This window comes from Streptomyces sp. H27-H5 (assembly GCF_026627505.1).
Lineage (GTDB): Bacteria > Actinomycetota > Actinomycetes > Streptomycetales > Streptomycetaceae > Streptomyces.
The window spans coordinates 1-17,092 of the sequence record NZ_JAPNLK010000078.1; the positions used below are offsets into that span (position 1 = coordinate 1).

Annotated in this window: 18 protein-coding genes; 8 read left to right on the top strand and 10 right to left on the bottom strand. The window is 71.4% G+C overall.

The genetic code is table 11. The features are described 5' to 3' along the window. Positions 1 to 133: 133 nt before the first annotated feature. Positions 134 to 541 carry a hypothetical protein gene (locus OTB19_RS30795; RefSeq protein WP_267801931.1) on the top strand — a complete coding sequence of 136 codons (408 nt, stop codon included), beginning with the start codon at positions 134 to 136 and terminating at the stop codon, positions 539 to 541. 109 nt (positions 542 to 650) lie between these two features. On the opposite strand, the gene OTB19_RS30800 is transcribed toward OTB19_RS30795, so the two are convergent. The 3 genes from OTB19_RS30800 to OTB19_RS30810 all read right to left on the bottom strand — a co-directional run bounded on the left by OTB19_RS30800 (position 651) and on the right by OTB19_RS30810 (position 4,155). Then, complete coding sequence (locus OTB19_RS30800) at positions 651 to 1,763, bottom strand: ABC transporter substrate-binding protein (protein ID WP_267801932.1); 1,113 nt, start codon at positions 1,761 to 1,763, stop codon at positions 651 to 653. A 147-nt stretch (positions 1,764 to 1,910) separates the two neighbouring features. Further along, positions 1,911 to 2,294: a VOC family protein gene (locus OTB19_RS30805; RefSeq protein WP_267801933.1), complete on the bottom strand. Its 384-nt coding sequence runs from the start codon at positions 2,292 to 2,294 to the stop codon at positions 1,911 to 1,913. Positions 2,295 to 2,361: 67 nt separating this feature from the next. Then, a complete protein-coding gene (locus OTB19_RS30810; RefSeq protein ID WP_267801934.1) occupies positions 2,362 to 4,155 on the bottom strand; it encodes an immunity 49 family protein in 1,794 nt (597 codons plus the stop codon). A 406-nt stretch (positions 4,156 to 4,561) separates the two neighbouring features. Between OTB19_RS30810 and OTB19_RS30815 the strand changes: the two genes are divergently transcribed. The 6 genes from OTB19_RS30815 (at position 4,562) to OTB19_RS30840 (ending at position 10,422) form a co-directional block, all read left to right on the top strand. Then, positions 4,562 to 4,924 carry a hypothetical protein gene (locus OTB19_RS30815; protein WP_267801935.1) on the top strand — a complete coding sequence of 121 codons (363 nt, stop codon included), beginning with the start codon at positions 4,562 to 4,564 and terminating at the stop codon, positions 4,922 to 4,924. 185 nt (positions 4,925 to 5,109) lie between these two features. Then, on the top strand, positions 5,110 to 5,610 hold the full coding sequence (locus OTB19_RS30820; RefSeq protein ID WP_267801936.1) for a GntR family transcriptional regulator: 501 nt from the start codon (positions 5,110 to 5,112) through the stop codon (positions 5,608 to 5,610). Next, positions 5,607 to 6,476, top strand: a complete 870-nt coding sequence (locus tag OTB19_RS30825; RefSeq protein WP_267801937.1) for an ABC transporter ATP-binding protein — start codon at positions 5,607 to 5,609, stop codon at positions 6,474 to 6,476. The genes OTB19_RS30820 and OTB19_RS30825 overlap by 4 nt, the downstream gene beginning before the upstream one ends. Beyond that, a complete protein-coding gene (locus OTB19_RS30830; RefSeq protein WP_267801938.1) occupies positions 6,473 to 7,336 on the top strand; it encodes a hypothetical protein in 864 nt (287 codons plus the stop codon). The genes OTB19_RS30825 and OTB19_RS30830 overlap by 4 nt, the downstream gene beginning before the upstream one ends. A 117-nt stretch (positions 7,337 to 7,453) precedes the next feature. Then, positions 7,454 to 8,959 (top strand): cryptochrome/photolyase family protein, encoded by a 1,506-nt coding sequence (locus OTB19_RS30835; protein WP_267801940.1) that lies wholly within the window; start codon positions 7,454 to 7,456, stop codon positions 8,957 to 8,959. 977 nt (positions 8,960 to 9,936) lie between these two features. Then, the gene (locus tag OTB19_RS30840) at positions 9,937 to 10,422 is read left to right on the top strand and encodes a hypothetical protein (RefSeq protein ID WP_267801941.1); all 486 of its coding nucleotides are present in this window, start codon (positions 9,937 to 9,939) and stop codon (positions 10,420 to 10,422) included. Between the two features lie 23 nt (positions 10,423 to 10,445). Here the strand turns inward: OTB19_RS30840 and OTB19_RS30845 are convergent, their stop codons facing one another. Further along, a complete protein-coding gene (locus OTB19_RS30845) occupies positions 10,446 to 10,955 on the bottom strand; it encodes a MarR family winged helix-turn-helix transcriptional regulator (RefSeq protein ID WP_267801942.1) in 510 nt (169 codons plus the stop codon). Between the two features lie 151 nt (positions 10,956 to 11,106). On the opposite strand from OTB19_RS30845, the gene OTB19_RS30850 reads away from it, so the two are divergent. Then, positions 11,107 to 11,667, top strand: coding sequence for a quercetin 2,3-dioxygenase (locus OTB19_RS30850; protein ID WP_267801944.1), 561 nt, complete (start codon positions 11,107 to 11,109; stop codon positions 11,665 to 11,667). Positions 11,668 to 11,712: 45 nt separating this feature from the next. Here the strand turns inward: OTB19_RS30850 and OTB19_RS30855 are convergent, their stop codons facing one another. From OTB19_RS30855 to OTB19_RS30880, 6 genes are all read right to left on the bottom strand, one after another. Continuing rightward, positions 11,713 to 12,051 (bottom strand): STAS domain-containing protein, encoded by a 339-nt coding sequence (locus OTB19_RS30855; RefSeq protein ID WP_267801946.1) that lies wholly within the window; start codon positions 12,049 to 12,051, stop codon positions 11,713 to 11,715. A gap of 116 nt (positions 12,052 to 12,167) precedes the next feature. Beyond that, positions 12,168 to 13,430 (bottom strand): ABC transporter substrate-binding protein, encoded by a 1,263-nt coding sequence (locus OTB19_RS30860; RefSeq protein ID WP_267801948.1) that lies wholly within the window; start codon positions 13,428 to 13,430, stop codon positions 12,168 to 12,170. Then, positions 13,427 to 14,563: a branched-chain amino acid ABC transporter permease gene (locus OTB19_RS30865; RefSeq protein WP_267801950.1), complete on the bottom strand. Its 1,137-nt coding sequence runs from the start codon at positions 14,561 to 14,563 to the stop codon at positions 13,427 to 13,429. The genes OTB19_RS30860 and OTB19_RS30865 overlap by 4 nt, the downstream gene beginning before the upstream one ends. Continuing rightward, complete coding sequence (locus tag OTB19_RS30870; protein WP_267801952.1) at positions 14,556 to 15,446, bottom strand: branched-chain amino acid ABC transporter permease; 891 nt, start codon at positions 15,444 to 15,446, stop codon at positions 14,556 to 14,558. The genes OTB19_RS30865 and OTB19_RS30870 overlap by 8 nt, the downstream gene beginning before the upstream one ends. Then, entirely contained in the window at positions 15,443 to 16,246 is an 804-nt protein-coding gene (locus OTB19_RS30875; RefSeq protein WP_420716951.1) for an ABC transporter ATP-binding protein, read from the bottom strand. The genes OTB19_RS30870 and OTB19_RS30875 overlap by 4 nt, the downstream gene beginning before the upstream one ends. Then, positions 16,234 to 17,046: an ABC transporter ATP-binding protein gene (locus OTB19_RS30880; protein ID WP_267801954.1), complete on the bottom strand. Its 813-nt coding sequence runs from the start codon at positions 17,044 to 17,046 to the stop codon at positions 16,234 to 16,236. Before OTB19_RS30880 ends, OTB19_RS30875 begins: the two co-directional genes overlap by 13 nt. Positions 17,047 to 17,092 lie beyond the last annotated feature (46 nt).

Sequence of the window (17,092 nt, forward strand, 5' to 3'; positions counted from 1 at the left end):
TGGAAGACCTTGGAGAACCCGCCACCGGCAGCGGCCAGCCGGAAACCCACCCTGCCCAAAACCGGAAACCCGCCCCGAAAACAATCACACCGCGTGACCAGAGATCACGCGGTGGATCGAGGCTGAGTTCGCGATGTTCTTCAGCGGGCCGGCGCTCCTCACGGCCCTGGTCGCCGGGCTCTGCCCACCGGACCTGCGTCCGACGCTGCGTCCGCGCCTCTCGAAGGTCGGGGTCGTCGCCGCGCTGGCGGGGACGGCGGTACTGACCATGGCGCCCGCACTGTGGCCGTTGCCGTACCCGCTGAACACGCTGCCCGCCCTCCTGCCGACCGTCGCGGGGCTGCTGCTGGCCGGCCGACAGGTCTTCGCCCGGCTGCGTACGGCCCCCGCGGTTCTCCTGGCGAGCCTGCCGTTCGCGGCGATCGGCGTCATCGTGGGGGCCCTGGACGCGCTGCTCCTGCCCCTCCTCATCGCCCTGCCGTTCGCCGCGGTGGTCGGCATCCGCAACCGACGTCGAGGGCCGGCCGCATCCTTGATGTGAAGCCGGTGCGGAACACACGGCATGCGGGCCGTCCCTGAAGGGGCGGCCCGCACCGCCGCGTCGTCGAGCGTGTGCGACCGGATCCGGATCGCCGGACCGAGGCGCTGTCTCAGCCCGTGTGAAGGATCCGGAAGTGATCCGGGTCCTTCGGATCCCGATCGACGACTTGGACCGGCGGCCAAGCCCATTGCCGCACGCCGATGCCCGGCACGCGGGGAAACCGGATCTGCCCGCGGGTGCCTTCGACCGCAACACTCGGCCAGGAACCGGCGATGCGCGCCCGGTCCGTGCCGTGGGAACGCAGGACATCCGCGAGGACGATGATCGTGTCGTAGCCCTCGAAGGCGACGAAGGAGGGTGCTCCGACCAGACGTGCGCGGAGGTCCGTCTCCACGCGTGCACCGAGTCGGTCGAGACGTTCGGGAAGGTAGCGCAAGAAGGGGATCGCGGCGCCTTCGGCGCCCAGCAGCCTCGCCCACTCGGCGAACTCCGGTTGCCCGGCCGGAGCACCGATCAGCATCTCGGCCAGGCGCTGGTCGTGGCGTACGGCCTTGACGATCGGAACTGCCGGTTCCGGCTGGCCGGCGAGGAGAAGGAGAGCTGTCGCCCGCTGGTCGACGAGCTCGTCGCACAGGGCCTCGGGGGTGAGCGTGTGCGTGTCGAGTTCGACGAGTGTGCCGCCGCGTGGTGCGAGGTGCTCGCGCAGGATGCGGGCCCCGGATGCCCAGTAGACACTCGACTGGGTTGCCACGGCGATGCGACGGTGGCCCGCGCCGAGGAGGAAGTCGGCGTAGACCTGCCATCCGTGCGACTGCGCCGGGGCGAGGCGGGCGACCCACTCGGTCGGCCGTTCGGTGAGCGCGTCGAGAACCGCCGAAGAACAGAGGAACGGCATGCCGAGGGCATCGGCCCTGGCAGCGGCGGCGCGGGCGACGACGCTGTGGTATTCCCCCGCCACGGCAGCCACGCCCAGGCGGGCCAACTCATCCACGGCCGCCGCGGCCCTCTGGGGATCGGCCGCGGTGTCCCGGACCACCAACGCGAGTGGTCTGCCGTCGATCCCGCCGGCTTCATTGACCTCACCAACGGCCAACTCCATTCCGGCGAGCAGGTGTTGACCCGCCTCGACCCAGCCCGGCCGAGTCAGCGGAACGAGAGCCCCGATCCGTACGGATGACCCGTCGTCCCGCGCCGGTCCGGTCGGCACTGCTGGTGTACTCATGCGTGGGTGTCTCCCCTGTGACGACTCGGCCGCGGCCGCCTCGACACACTTGGGCGACCATGCCGGCCATTGCATCCACCACCATCACCGGCAGGCAACCGATGATCGGTTGCCGAGCCGGCCAGGTGTCAGTGTCAGTGTCAGTGCTCAGGATTCCATGGCGGCCCGGTCGGACTCACTGCGCAGAACGCAGAACTCGTTGCCTTCGGGATCGGCGAGGACCGCCCAGCCCGAGCCATCGGGATTCCGGTGATCGGCGACGAAGGTGGCACCGAGGGCCAGCAGTCGATCCACCTCCTGATCACGTGAGGTCTCAGGGCGCAGGCACAGATGGATCCGGTTCTTGACCGTCTTGGCCTCCGGCACCTGGTTGAAGTACAACACCGGGCCCTCCGCCAGAAGAACCCGAGTCTCCCGGTCACCGGGTCTGACATCCGGATCCATCGGACGGCCCGTCACACTGCTCCAGAAGCGGGCCAACTCATGGGCATCCGCACAATCGATCGCCACGTTCTGTACCACCGAAACCATGTGTCCCAGCCTTCCTGACTTCCTCTGCGGACGCCACCAAGTCGCGCTCATTGTTCGAGCGCACGGCTCAGAGCGTCGGGGTCACGTCCTCCACACGCTCCGCAAGGGGGCGAGCGGCCCCGAGGAGGCGCCGGGGGAGGTAGGGGGACTCGACACGGATCTCCCAGCCGCGGCGTCGGGCGTGACAGGCCAAGGCCAGCACGTCGAGGTCGATCGCCACGTCGATGGTGTCGGCGCGGTCCGCAACCTGGTAGTGGTCGCGGTGGGCTTCGAGGGCATCCGCCAGGGCCAGGTTGAAACTCTCCTCGTCGCCCTCCACCAGCTGCGACAGCAGTACGGCGGGCGGCGGGAAGAAGCCCCACTCCTTGGCCTGCTCGGCCCCGCGCAGCGCCCGCTCCGCCGCCGACTCGGGATCGACCCCCGTCAGGTAGGCGTGGAGGGCCTCCCGGTACGAAGCGAAGGCCGAGCCGTCCTTCCCGGCGATCGCGGGCCCGGCCAGGACCACGGGGGCGAGATCCTCGCGTACGCCCGTGATCAGGGCGAAGGCGACGGCCTTCTCCCAGTTGGCGGCGCCCGCGGCCTCGCCCCGCGCGGCCGGGGAGCGCAGCTTGTGGTTGTCGACGGCCACCTCGATCTCGGTACCCGGCTCCGCCAGGGCGATGCGGAACAAGGCCGCCCCGAGCTGCGAGGCCAGCCGGAGGTTCGCGAGTTGGGCGTCCGTGACGTCGGCCGCATGGCCCGCGCGCCACTTGAAGAGGAGTTCCTGGTAGTGCAGGGCATGGTCGAGCCGGGACGCGGGGAGGGGCTTACCCTCCTCCGCGGTCAGGGCTTCCCGGGCGCTCTGCTCCCATCGGGCCTCGATCTCCGGGCTCCGAGGCTGTCCGCCGGGCGGCCGCGCCACCACCAGCGGGCCCGCCGCGAGCGAGGCGACCGCGTCCGGCCGCCGGCCCCGACCCAAGCCCCCCACCCTCGGGCCGCGCGCCTCGAAGTTCGTGACCAGGGCGTGCGGCAGGTAGTCGGTGTGGAGAGCCGGCATCCAACCGCGGGTCCGGTGGGCGAGCGCGGCCAGACCGAGCGGCAGGAGCGGGAGGAGACTGCTCGGGGAGGCAGCGGGGCTGTTCATGGCGCTGTGCGCGAGCAGGAGGGCGGCCAATCCGGCGTCGAACCCCTCCCGATCCTCGGCGGCCACCGCGCGCAGGGTCCGCAGCGCCACACTGTCCGGCCGGTCGAGGAGGTTCGCGCCGGTCTCCAGGGACCGGCTGCCGACACGCGACAGCGCGGCGTCGATGGCGGCGAGCTTCGCCTGCGCGCTCGGCGGGTGGTCGTCATCGTTGCCGGTGTCCTCGAGGACCTGGGCCATGAATCCCGTGACGAGTTCCCCGGCAGGGCTTCCCTGCGCCTGCTCCGCGAACTTCTCGCGGGCGAAGTGGAAGGCCTCACCGTGCCACTGCGCCTTGTCCCTCAGGAGCGCGAGGCAGAACGCTTCGATCCACTCGCCGGGGGCGACGCTCGCCTCGGCATCGTCCCCGTCACCCGGGTCGTAGCTCATGCCGAAGTTCACGTAGTCGAGGAAGACCTGGAACGTGCAGTGCGGGTGGTACGCCGCGTAGGACACGGCGCCGGCGGCCGCCTCGGCCGCGTCCTTGAGCGCGGCCTGAGCATCCGGGGTATCGAGGTCCGGCGTCTCGACGGAGAGGGCACCCAGGTAGTCGTGGAACTCGTCGGCGATCGACTGCCATTCGTAGGTGGCCATCCGGCCGGCCCTCGACATGGATCGGACCTGCCCCCCGATCCGTTCGGCGAAGTTCTCGCGCGCCGCCGAAACAACGGTCTCGCCCACCTGATGACGCTCTATCCGCACTGCGCTGCTCCTTGATCCCGGTCCGTGCGGACAGCCTAGGCGCGGCCTCTGACAGGACGGACGACGTGGCACCGCCCCGGACGCACGCGCGCTCTGGCACGCCGCGCCCAGGGCGGTCCCCCCGAAGCAGTGTCGGCGAACGCGGGGACCGCTCACGATCGGACCGACCTCAGCGGGGGCATCATGAGGAAGTCATACCGGCGGAATCCAGGACAAACAGCAGATGTCGCCACGATTCCGCAGGAGTGGCCACCCGCCCGGACCGTGACCGCCGCGCACCGCGCAGGGACCCGCCGCGCGCCGCACGGGGACCGCCGCACAACGCGCAGGCCGGGCGAGGTCGGAGGAGACTGGGAGTGCGGGCGGGGAGTCTCGGGACGGCGGGACCGACAGTCGTGGAGGAACAATGACGGCGACGACGCGCGACCAGGCCCCCGTGGCCATCGCGGGCGACGGCGTGGAGCTGCGCCTGAAGGAGATCGGCGGCGGCTTCTCCGTCGCCTTCATGCGCCTCTCCAAGGGGATGGAGATGGCTCCGGCGCTCAAGGGGCTGCCGGACGACCTTTGCCAGTGCCCCCACTGGGGCTACCTGCTCAAAGGCACGCTCCGGATGCACACGAAGGACGGCACACGGGACTACACCGCCGGGGAGGCCTTCTACTGGGCACCGGGGCACGCCCCGGAAGCGATGGAGGACGTGGAGTACGTGGACTTCTCACCCACCGAAGAGTTCAAGACGGTGATCGACCACGTGACGTCGCAGTCGTGATGTCGCAGTGGTGGTGACGTCGTAGTGGTCGTGACGCCACAGCGGTTGTGACGTTGCGGCGCGGCTGAGCCGACGGTCCCGACGGCCGGAGGGGCGGCACGCCGGTACGGCGCCCGCTCTTGACAGCCCCGCTGTCGGCCCGCCACCCTTTCACTACTTCCTTAGTGAAAGGGTGGTGGGCTCTGGTGGTCGACTACCGCATCGACCGGCGCAGTGGTGTCGCCACCTATCTCCAGATCGTGCAGCAGACCAAACAGGCCCTCCGCCTCGGGCTGTTGGAGCCCGGAGATCGACTGCCCACCGCCCGTGAGGTGGTCGAAGCCCTCGCCATCAATCCCAACACCGTGCTCAAGGCGTACCGGGAACTCGAACGCGAGGGGCTGGTGGAGGGCCGCCGAGGGCTGGGTACCTTCGTGCGCCGGACGCTGGGCGACGGCGGAGCCGCCGACGGCGCGCTGCGCACGGAGCTGGCCCAGTGGCTGGCGCGGGCCCGGCGGGCGGGGCTGGAGCACGACGACATCACCGCACTGTTCACCTCCGTACTCGGCGGATCCGACGGCGAACCGGGGGACGGCCCACCGACCGCCGGCGAACCGACCCAGACCCAGCGCCAGAGCCAGAAACAGACCCAGACCCAGAACCAGAACCAGAACCACAGAGAACCGGACCAGGGGGACGAGGAATGACCGCAGCCATCGAAGCGCACGGTCTCGGGCGGAGGTTCCGGCGGCGCGGCGGCTGGGCCCTGCGGGACTGCTCCTTACGACTCCCCGCCGGCCGCATATGCGCCCTGGTCGGCCCCAACGGGGCCGGCAAGTCCACCCTGCTGGCCCTGGCCGCGGGCGTGCTGAGGCCCACCGAGGGCACCGTCCGGACCCCGGCCCGCGAGGACATCGCGTACGTCGCACAAGGGAAGCCCCTCTACCCTCAGTTGACGATCGGCGAGACCCTGCGCATGGGTGCGGACCTCAATCCCGGCCGCTGGGACGCGGCTGCAGCGGGCGCGGTGGTGGAGGCCGGTGACCTGGACCCGTCCCGGCGCGTCCGCGCCCTGTCCGGGGGACAGCGCTCCCGGGTCGCCCTGGCCCTGGCCCTCGGCAAGCGGCCCGCGCTGCTGCTCCTGGACGAACCGCTGTCCGATGTGGACCCGCTCGCCCGCCGTGAGCTGATGGGCACCCTGCTGGCGACGGCCGGCGAGCACGGCACCACCGTCGTGATGTCCTCGCACATCCTCTCCGAGCTGGAGGACGCCTGCGACCACCTGTTCCTGATCGACGGCGGGCGCGTCCGGCTCGGCGGCTCGGTCGACGACCTCCTGCACGCCCACACACTGGTGACCGGCCCGGTCCGTGACCTGGGCCCGCACACCGTGGTCACCACGCGAACCACCGGGCGCCAACTCACCGCCCTGATCAGGCCGCGAGGACCGGTCGGCACCGGCACGGACGGCTGGCAGGCCGTCGAACCCACCCTGGAGGAACTGCTGCTCGCCCATCTGCGCGCCCCGGACGCCCCACCCTTGCTCACCCCGGCCGTGGAGGTGGCGGCATGACGCTCTTCGATCTGCGGAGCCCCGTCCGGGTCACCGCCGGCCTGCACCGCCGTGTGTTGTGGGGCGCCCTGGCCGTGGTGCTGATCGCCGCCATAGCCCTGCCCGCGGGCCGCTGGTACGTCCGGTCACTGGCCGAGGACCTCGCCGCGAGCGGCTGCGAGGTGGAGAACACGGTGCGCGGCTGCGGCATCCAAGTCCGCGGCTTCCTCTCCCGAAGCTTGTACGTCAACAAGATGTTCTTCTTCATCGCGCTGGCCGTGAACGCGCTGCCCCTGCTCCTCGGTGCGTTCGTCGCGGGACCGCTGATCGGGCGCGAGCTCGAATCCGGCACCTACCGGTTCCAGTGGACCCAGTCGGTCAGTCCCGCCCGCTGGCTCGCCGCCAAGTTGGCGGTGCCGATCGCAGCCGTACTCCTCGTGCTGCCCGCGTTCGTCGTGCTGGCGGCCTGGACCCGGCGGGGCACGCTGGACATCTGGTATCCGATCCAGTGGTACGACATCCCCGTCTACGCGACGATCGGCCCGGTGGCGGTGGGCTACGCGCTCTTCGGTATCGCCGTCGGCGCCGTGGCCGGGCTGCTGATCGGGCGCACACTGCCCGCGATGGCCGCGGCGTTGGCTGTCATCGGGGCGGTGATGGCGGCCCTCGTCATGCTGCGCCCGCGGTTCTGGTCTGCCGCCGACGGGCCCGCTCGGGACGGATACGGCTGGGACGTCTCCGGTCTCGACAGCACTCGACTCCGATTCCATCCCGAGTCGCACTTCTGGCCGCTGCAACTGGTCGAGACCGGAATCCTGTTGACCCTCGCCGTCGTCGCGACGCTCGCCACCTTCGTGTTCCTGCGCCGCCGGCACGGCTGACCGATCCAACGGTTCGCCCACGCCGGGACGAAGTGCGTTGTGCGAAAGCGTGTTCGAGCGATGTGAGGCGGCCGTGTCACTCGCTCCGGACTCCGGCACAATTGGTTGGATGCGGCCATGAGTCCAGTGCACTGGTTGTTCGGCGACCAGCTCGGCCCGCACTTCACCGCCACCGCCGCCGGCGGGACGCCGAGGAACACCCGGTGGCTGCTGATCGAATCCCGGGCGGTCTTCCGCCGTCGCCGCTTCCACCGGGCCAAGGCCCACCTGGTCCTCAGCGCCATGCGGCACCGGGCGGCCGACCTCGGTGGGAGTACCCAGTACGTCGAGGCGGAGACGTACCGGGAAGGCCTGGCGCGGGCCGTGGGCGACGCACCCGTCTCCGTGCACCACCCCACCTCCCGCGCCGCCCTCGCCCTGGTGGACTCGCTGCCGCAGGCCACGGTCCACCCGGCCCGCGGGTTCCTCGTCGGACACCGGGAATTCGCCGAGTGGGCGGCGCGGCAGAAGGGGCGGCGGCTGCTTCAGGAGAACCTGTACGAACACACCCGGCGCACCCACGACATCCTCATGGACGGCGACCGGCCGGCGGGCGGTCGCTGGAACCTGGACTACGAGAACCGCGAGCCTCCGCCTCGCGGCGAGACCACCCTGGGGGCACCGCCGCCGTACCGGCCCCGCGAGGACGAGATCGACGAAGGAGTCCGGCGGGACCTGGACCGCTGGGAACGCGAGGAAGGCATCACCTTCGTGGGCCGCGACGGCCCGCGCCTCTTCCCCGCGACCCGCCGCGAGGCACTGGCCGCGCTCGACCACTTCGTCACGCACCGCCTCGCCGGTTTCGGTGCGCACGAGGACGCCATGCTGGCGGCCGACCCCGTGATGAGCCACAGCCTGCTGTCCTCCTCCCTGAACCTCGGGCTTCTCGACCCGTGGGAGTGCGTGAGCCGGGCCGAGGACGCCTGGCGGTCCGGACACGTCCCGCTCAACAGCGCGGAGGGGTTCGTCCGCCAGGTCTGCGGCTGGCGCGAGTACGTGTGGAACCTGTACTGGCACCTCGGCGAGGACTACCGGCACCGGAACGAACTGCGCCACACCGCGCCGCTGCCCGCCTGGTTCACGGAGCTGGACGCGGACGCGCTCGGGGCCCGATGCCTGTCCACCGTGCTGGCGCAGGTCCGGGACACGGGGTGGACGCACCACATCCCCCGACTGATGGTCCTCGGCAGCCACGCCCTGCAACGGGGCTGGGACCCGGCCGAGGTGACGGACTGGTTCCACCGGTGCTTCGTCGACGGCTACGACTGGGTGATGCTGCCCAACGTGGTGGGCATGTCGCAGTACGCGGACGGCGGGCTGATGACCACCAAGCCCTACACCTCGGGCGGCGCCTACATCCACCGGATGAGCGACCTGTGCGGGGGCTGCCGGTACCGACCCGCCGACCGCACCGGAGACCGGGCCTGCCCCTACACCGTCGGCTACTGGTCCTTCCTGAACCGGCACCGCGCACGGCTGGAGGGCAACCCGCGCATGGCGCAGGCCGTGCGCGGGCTGGACCGACTGGACGACCTGGCGCAGGTCCTCCAGGCCCACCGGGACACGGGCGACACCCCGCCCTGAGCGCCCCCGGGGGCGTGTCCCACCGGTACACCGCCGCCTACAGTGGAACGGCAGGGAGGCCGTCTCGCGGGTGTGCAGACCGCGCGTGACGTAGCCGAGCGAGTAGCCGTGAGCGGGGGAGTACCAGGCGCAGCTGTCGCCGATGCCGCCCATGCCCGGTTCGCCGTTGTCGTCGATCCGGAAGCCGAGGGACCAGCGGACGGTGTCGCGGAGGAAGCCGTCGGTGCCGGTGGCGGCGGTCTTGAACAGTGCGGACCAGAGTTCCCGGCCCAGGGCCTGTGCGATGTGGCCGCCGGGTCGGCCGAGGTCGTCGTAGAGGCTCGCGAGCGAGGTGGCGTCGGTGATGAGACCGACCGCGCCGAAGGGCGCCTGGTGCCAGGACGGGCTGCGCAGGAACATCGGCGTCGCCGAGGGAGCGTAATCGCGGCGGCACCGGTTCGATCGCCGCGCGCCAGTACAGCGTCATCGTCGCGACGAGCCGGGACAGCTCCCGCTCGGGGTGTTCGTGGAGCGGGCGCAGCGACTCCGGCAGGCCCTGCCCGGCTCTCAGCTCCTCCAGTGAACGAACCACGTCGTCGGCGGGGGTGCTCGCCAGCGCGTCGAGTTCGTCGCCGAACCGCCCGGTCATCGCCTCGGGCGGGACCGCGAGGAAGTCGGCCACGAAGCGTGGCTCCCGGGTGAGATCCGCGAGTACACGGAGATCGATGCCTGCGACCGCCGAGAGCGCCTTGGCCCGCCAGGGCCCGTGCACCATGTGCTGCCCACTCCCGGTCAGTACCGGAACGCTGTGTACCAGCTCCTCCAGGGGAGACAGGGTGAACCGTATGCGGGCCAGGTCGTCCGGCCCCAGCCGAAGCTGGATCACAACCGCGAGCGTACCGCCGCGTTCGATTGAGCAGGGACGAAAACGTGGTGCCGAGCCGGCGGCCCCGCGAGGCTTGGTTCACCAATCCACCCCGTACCCACCTGGGGGAATCATGCCGAAGTTGCACAGCCGGATCCTGCGCGGGCTGCTGACCACCGCCGTGGCGGTGGGCACACTCGTCGCCGCGCCCGCGGCGGCGTCCGCCTCGACCTGCGGGATCAATGTCGGGGGCCATCAGGGCTACTACATCTGCGAGTACGACCCGACGCTGGTCCAGTGGCCCGACGGGCACCACCAGTGGTTCGTCGTCGGAACCGACAACCACGTCTACGACTCCCACCAGCTGAGCCCGGGCAGCGCGAGCTGGGGACCCTGGCACGACCTGGGCGGAGTGGCCAAGAGCGCGGTGGACGTCACCCACCTGTCGTCGTCCCGGATCGACCTCAGGGTCTGGGGCACCTACAACGGGTACTGGTGCAAGGGCTGGACCGGGTCCGGCGGCTGGAGCACCTGGTGGGACTGCTCAGGCACACCTGACGGCCCCGCCACCGAGACCCGCCGTGGCGACCTGTACGAGCGCCCGTCAGGCCTTCCCTGACGGGCGCGCCGGGGCTGGATGCCCTACCGGGGGCGATCGCCGCCGGTGGAAGGGGGAGGTCCCACCGGGGACGGCCGCCCCTGGTCGATGTCGGGGGAAACGACCAGGGGCGGCTCGCCCCAGGGCGCGTTCAGCGCGTCCCGCAGCGAAGCGACGGCGACAACCCCGATGCGCTCGGCCAGAACGTCCTCGATGACCGCGATCGCCGCCAGCGCGCGCCGGTGCACACGGGCCCCTTCGGCGCTGACGCGGACCAGACTGCTGCGCGCCGAGGCCGGATCCGGCGTCTGCTCCAGCAGGCCCATGCCGATCAGGCTGTGCACGGCCTGGTGGGCGGTCTGCCGGGTGACACCGATCCGGCGGGCGAGGTCCGCGATCGAAGCGCTCTCGCCGTCGAGCGTCGCGAACACGGCCGCCTGGGCGGGGCTCACGGACTGTTCGCCGGCGGCCCGCATGGCGGCGAGGAGAGCGTCCTCGAACCAGCGTTTGGCCTGGGTGAGCAACTGGGGCAGGTTCGGGGCGGGCTGGCTCATGGCTCCTCGGAGAACGGGGGATCTGAGCATAGCCACCGACGCGACGTTCCCCGCTCCCCACTGCCGCAGCGCCCCACCCTGGCCACATCCCTCCGACGATGAATGTCAGGTAGCCTGACGAATGTCTCGGCTCCCGACCCGGAGGTCTCCCATGACCATGGAGTTCACCACTCCCTACCGCTCCCGCTCGCGCATCCCCGACGAACCCGGCGTGCCCTACTTCGTGGAGAAGGGCATGGGCGACCGTGCGCATCTGATCACCGACCTGGTCACCGTCTACGCGGGCGGGGAGCAGACCGAGAACAGCTTCAACTTCTTCACCGTCGAAGGACCCAAGGGCGACATCATCCCGGCCCATGTCCACGCGGACACCCACGAGGTGTTCTACGTCACCGACGGCGCGATACGGCTCTTCGTCGAGGACACGACGGGCCGGCAACACGAGAAGCTGCTCAGCGGGGGCGACTTCGGGTTCGTACCGAAGAACTGCCCGCACGCCTACCGCATCGAGCGCCACCACAGCAGGGTCGTCGGCGTGGCCGCCGGCCCCGGTGTCACCTTCGAGCGGTTCTTCGAGAACCTCGGCGCTCCCACCGAGGAGTTCGGCCTGCCCCGACAGCCGCGCGTCCCCACCCCCGAGGAGTTCCGCGCCGCCGAGGAGGCGTTCGACGTCCGCTACCTTCCCCACCACCGGTGGCGCACGGGGAACTGATGCGGGGCCGGCGGCCCCGCGGCGGACTCCGGAGGTTCGGGACGGTCACGTGTCCGTGAGCGGGAACAGGTTCTCGGTACCCGTGAGTTCCAACAGGTGGAGGATTGGCGGGGAAGGGGCCCGCAGGCTGATGCGCCGGCCGTGGTCCTGGGCGGTGCGCCGGGACTGGATGAGGGCATTGAGGCCGGATGAGTCACAGAAGGTGAGTTCGCTCAGATCCACGACGATCTCGGCCGGACAGCCGGGCCGGGTGATCACCGCGTGAAGGGCGTCCCGCAGCATGGGCGCACGATCCAGGTCCATCTCACCCCCGACCCTGATGACGACGTGCTGCTCTTCACTCTCCAACCCCACGGGCGGGAAGGGGTCCTGCGGATCATCCATGTTTCCACCCTAGCCGGCCCTCGGGGCGACCGACAGTCTGCCCCGACAAGGGGGGCCTCCGGACGCCGCGCAGCGTCCGGAGGCGGCCCTCGTACGGGACCGTCGCGTGGGGTGTCTCAGACGGCGGGCGTGAACGTCGTCGCGGCGGGCGCCGCCGCCGCCTCCTTCACCACCTTCATGCCACCCGGCACCGCCGCGTCGGGCTTCATGATCACGCTCTGTCGGGTGGAGGGGGCCTTCGGGTCCGAGAAGTCGTGGGTGATCCCGAAGCCGTTGTCGTAGGACTTCAGGCTCAGCAGCGCGGCGCGGACGCCCTCGCGCGTCAGGTCCTTGGCGGCGCAGGCCTTCTTCAGCACCTCGCCGTACAGGGCCCCGGCGGTGAAGCCCGCCACCACACCGTTGTCGAGCCCCGAGCCCGGGTACTCCGCCTTGTACGCGGACGCCAGGGCGGCCGGGCCCGCCTCCGTGGAGCCGATCGGCAGGGCGGAGGAGGCCACGTAGTAGTCCTTCTGGAGGGCCGCTCCCGCCGGGGTGGCCAGGAGTTGCGGGGAGAAGGCCGAGTTGTTGCCGATGATCGGCACGTTCCAGCCGCCGGCCGCGGCGACCCCGACGAGCGAGGCGGCCTGGCGGGGGCCGGCGCTGACCACCACGGCCTTGACCCCTGCCTGCTTGAGCGCGGCGACCTGGGCCGTCATGTCATTGTCCGTCGGCTTGATCTTCTGCTCGACGACGGTCAACCCGGCCTCCTTGGCCGCTGCCTTGGCCCCGGTCAGCGCGTTCTCGCCGTAGTCGCCCTCGAAGTAGACGTGCCCGATCCTGTCGCCCGAGGCGATCCGCTTCCGGTCGAGGAGGAAGCCGACGGCGTTGATGGTCTCCACGTCGTACGTCGCGCCCACGGTACGGACGTACGGGCTGCCCAGCAGCGAGGCGGACCAGGCCTGCGGGATGACCAGGCCCTTGTCCTGGCCGTCGATCCGCTGCTTGACGGCGGCGACGAACGGGGAGCCGATGAACTGGGTGAAGCCCAGCACCGAGGGCTCCAGCTCGGTGTAGGCCGCGAGGGCCTTCTGGGGGTCGTAGCCGTGGTCGCGCACCGTCAGTTCGATCGTGCGCCCGCAGATGCCGCCGGCCGCGTTGGTCTGCTTCACCCACAACTGTTGGGCCTGGGTGACGCTCTTGCCGAGGGAGGCGTAGACACCGGTCATGTCGGTGAGCGCGCCGAGGCGGATGGTCGTGTCGCTCACCCCGGCCCCGGCCTTGACCCCGCCCGCGGCGGGCTTGTCCCCGGCACCGGTCTTGGCCTTGCCGCTGCATCCGGCGGCGCCGGTCAGCACGAGGACGGCTGCCAGGGCCGCGGCGGAGAGCCTTCTTCTGTTCACGTTCGCTCCTTCGAGGGTGTGGTGCGGGTCCGGACGATTCGAGCGAGGCCGGTGAGGCCGCCGGGCAGGAACAGCACGACCACGACGACGGCCGCGCCGTAGAGGTAGCGGGAGGCCTCGCCCGGCGAGACACCGCCCGACCCGGGGGAGGACACCAGCGGGAGGGCGTCGCCGTAGCGGGTGAGCAACTGGGGGAGCAGGGAGACGAAGACGGCGCCGACGACGGCGCCCGCGACCGTGCCCAGACCACCGATCACGATCATGGCGAGGTACTCCAGGGACAGCACCATCCCGAAGTGGTCGGGGACGGTGCGCTGGAAGACCAGGGCGAGCAGTACACCGGCCAGCCCCGCGTACATGGACGACAGGACGAAGACGGCGGCCCGGTAGCGGGCGACCGCCACGCCCATCACCGCCGCGGCGGTGCTGTGATCGCGCAGGGCGTTCATGGCGCGGCCGGGCCGGCCCCGCAGGACCCCGCGTGCGAACAGGGCGCCGCCGAGGAGGGCGGCCAGCGCCACGTACCAGAGCTTCTCGGCGGAGTGGAAGGGGACGGCGGCGATGACGGTCTCGGTGTCGTCGAAGGTGAACCCGAGGAGGGAGAGTGGCTCGACGGCACGGCCGTTGAATCCGCCGGTGAGGCTGGTGGCGTTGAACAGCACATGCTGGCCGATGAAGATCAGCGCGAGGGTGGCGATGCCCAGGTACGCGCCGCGCAGGCGGCCGGCGATGGGGCTGAAGAGACCGCCCGCCGCCCCGGCGAGGACGACGGCCAGCACCGCGGCGAGCCAGCTCGGCAGGCCGAGGCCGACCAAGGTGTGGCCGCCCGCCGTACCGCCGTCCCCGGCGAGCGCGCAGTACCCGTACGCGCCGACGGCGAGGAAGAAGGCGTGCCCCATCGACAACTGACCGGTGGCCCCGGTGAGCAGGTTCAAGCCGATGGCCCCGATGGCGGCGGCGATGGCGAACAGACCTGCCTGCAGCCAGAACGGGTCGAGGTAGAACGGCAACGCGAGGAGGATCAGACCCGCGGCCGTCACCGACACGTTCCGGGCGGCGAGCGGCCGCGGCCGGGCTGCCGCCCCGGGTGGTGCGGCCTCGGCGGGCCGCACGGGGCTGCGGGTGTCAGACACGGGTGAGCTCCTTCGTGCCGAGGAGTCCGGCGGGACGGATCAGCAGGACCACGACCATCACCAGGTACGGAGCCAGGTCGCCGATGCCGCGGCCCAGGAAGGCCAACTGACTCTGGTAGCCGGTGGCCAGCGCCTCGGTGACTCCGACGATCAGCCCCCCGGCCAGGGCGCCGGAAGTGGAGTCGAGGCCGCCGAGGATGGCGGCCGGGAAAGCCTTGAGGGCGGCGAGGGAGGTGGCTCGCTCCAGTCCGGGCGTGGGAAAGACGGTCAGGAAGAGAGCGGCCACGGCGGCCAGCGCCCCGGCAACCGCCCACGCCGCGAGCGACACCCGACCCAGCCGTACGCCCATCAGCGCGGCCGTCTCGGGCCGTTCGGCGGCGGCGCGCATGGCCACGCCCCAGGAGGTGTGGCGGAACACGAGCAGGAAGACGGTGATCAGCAGGCCGGCGGCCAGGATGGCGGCGATCCGGGTCTGCGGCACCGTCACCGGGCCGAGGTGGACGACGCGGTCACCCCACGGATCACCGAGCGAGAGCACGTCGGTACCGATGCGCCGGGTGAGGTCGGTGATGAGGAGGATGTCGACGCCGATGGTGACGATCGCCAGGACACTCTGGTCCTGACCCCGGTAGCGCCGCATCACCAGGAACTCGACGGCCGCCCCCACCGCCGCGGCCGAAAGGGTGCCCGCGAGGAGGGCGCCCCAGAATCCGAGCTCGTCGTGCAGGGTCGCGGTGACGTACCCGCCGGCGAGCAGCAGGGAGGCGTGGGCGAAGTTGACCACCTCGGTCGCCTTGAAGATGACCACGAAGCCGAGGGCGATCAGCGCGTAGACGGAGCCCATGGAGAGCCCGCCGAGGAGCAGTTCGAGGAAGGTGGTCATACGGCCGGTTCCTCCTCTCCGAGGTACGCGCGGACCACCGCGGGATCGTTTTGCACCTGGGCGGGAGTCCCGCCGCCGATGCGCCTGCCGAAGTCGAGTACGGTCACCGCGTCCGCGAGCCGCATCACCACCCCCATGTCGTGTTCGACCAGCACGATCGAGATGCCGAGACCCTCCCGGACGCCCGCTATGACCGAGGCGGTGCGCTGCCTCTCGTCCGCGGTCATGCCGGCGACGGGTTCGTCGAGGAGCAGTAGCCGGGGCTCCGTGCACAGCGCCCGGGCCAGCTCGACGAGCTTCTGCTTTCCGTACGGGAGGGAGCCTGCGGGCGCCGCCAGGTCACCCTCCAGACCGATGAACTCGGCGATCTCCCGCACCCGTTCGCGGTGCCGACGCTCCTCGCGTACGGCGGCGGGCAGCCGCAGTCCGGCGGCCAGGAACCCGGATCGCATCAGCCGGTGGCGGCCCAGCAGGAGACTGTCCGCGACGGTGGTGTGCGGGGGCAGCGCCAGGTTCTGGAAGGTACGGGCGACCCCCAGACGCGCGACGGCGTGCGGGGCGAGGCCGGTGAGCTCGGCGTCGCCGAACCGGACGCTGCCGCCGGCGGCCCGGTACACCCCGGACAGCACGTTGAAGCAGGTGGACTTGCCCGCCCCGTTGGGGCCGATGACCGCGTGGACGCTGCCCGGCTCCACCCTGAAGGAGACGGAGTCGAGCGCGATGAGACCGGAGAAGCGGACGGTGACGTCGGTGACGGTGAGCGCGGGGGGAGGGGACCAGGGCGCGCTCACGCGGACCACCTGCGCAGTTCCCGGCGTACCCCGGCGGGCGCCGGTACGGGATCGGCCCCGTCGGCATCGGCCTCGTCCGTGATGCCGAGGTAGCGGCGGCGCACCTCGTCCGAGGCGGCCAGTTCGGCGGCCGGGCCGTCGAGGGTGACCTCGCCGACCTCAAGGACGTAGGCGTGCGAGGACAGGCGCAGCGCCAGGGCGGCGTTCTGCTCGACGAGGAGGACCGAGGCGCCCGAGGCGTTGATCTCGGTGATGGTCTCCGCGATGGTCGCGGCCATCCTGGGCGCCAACCCGAGGGTGGGTTCGTCGAGCAGCAGCAGCCGGGGGCGGGCCATCAGGGCCCGGCCCAGGGCCAGCATCTGCTGCTCGCCGCCGGACAGCAGCCCGGCACGCTGGCGCGCCCGCCGGGCCAGTACGGGAAACAGCTCGTGCACCCGGGCCAGGGAGCGGGCCGTGTCGGCCCGGGCCCCCGCCCGGCCACCCAGGGCCCCGGCCCGCAGGTTGTCCGCGACGGTCATCCGGGTGAACACCTGCCGTCCCTCGGGCACCTGCACCACTCCCGCCGCGACCGCTCGGTCCGGACCGAGCCCGTCCAGCGGCCGGCCGTCGAAACTGATGCTCCCGCCCGTCACCGCGCCCCGGTGGAAGCCGAGCGTTCGGGACACCGCGCGCAGCAACGTGGACTTCCCGGCGCCGTTCCCGCCGAGTACGACGACCACCGCGCCGGCGGGCACGTCGAGCGATACGGAGCGCAGGGCCCGGACCGGCCCGTAGCCGACGGACAGCGCGCGCACCTGTAGCGAACCCACGTCCTCTCCTTCCTCTGGGCGGACTTGTGCCGGCGCTCACCCCAAC

Bases quoted from the DNA above. Each gene is read 5' to 3' on its own strand.
- OTB19_RS30795 (WP_267801931.1), top strand. From the start codon at position 134: ATGTTCTTCAGCGGGCCGGCGCTCCTCACGGCCCTGGTCGCCGGGCTC.
- OTB19_RS30800 (WP_267801932.1), bottom strand. From the start codon at position 1,763: ATGAGTACACCAGCAGTGCCGACCGGACCGGCGCGGGACGACGGGTCA.
- OTB19_RS30805 (WP_267801933.1), bottom strand. From the start codon at position 2,294: ATGGTTTCGGTGGTACAGAACGTGGCGATCGATTGTGCGGATGCCCAT.
- OTB19_RS30815 (WP_267801935.1), top strand. From the start codon at position 4,562: ATGACGGCGACGACGCGCGACCAGGCCCCCGTGGCCATCGCGGGCGAC.
- OTB19_RS30825 (WP_267801937.1), top strand. From the start codon at position 5,607: ATGACCGCAGCCATCGAAGCGCACGGTCTCGGGCGGAGGTTCCGGCGG.
- OTB19_RS30830 (WP_267801938.1), top strand. From the start codon at position 6,473: ATGACGCTCTTCGATCTGCGGAGCCCCGTCCGGGTCACCGCCGGCCTG.
- OTB19_RS30835 (WP_267801940.1), top strand. From the start codon at position 7,454: ATGAGTCCAGTGCACTGGTTGTTCGGCGACCAGCTCGGCCCGCACTTC.
- OTB19_RS30840 (WP_267801941.1), top strand. From the start codon at position 9,937: ATGCCGAAGTTGCACAGCCGGATCCTGCGCGGGCTGCTGACCACCGCC.
- OTB19_RS30845 (WP_267801942.1), bottom strand. From the start codon at position 10,955: ATGAGCCAGCCCGCCCCGAACCTGCCCCAGTTGCTCACCCAGGCCAAA.
- OTB19_RS30850 (WP_267801944.1), top strand. From the start codon at position 11,107: ATGACCATGGAGTTCACCACTCCCTACCGCTCCCGCTCGCGCATCCCC.
- OTB19_RS30855 (WP_267801946.1), bottom strand. From the start codon at position 12,051: ATGGATGATCCGCAGGACCCCTTCCCGCCCGTGGGGTTGGAGAGTGAA.
- OTB19_RS30870 (WP_267801952.1), bottom strand. From the start codon at position 15,446: ATGACCACCTTCCTCGAACTGCTCCTCGGCGGGCTCTCCATGGGCTCC.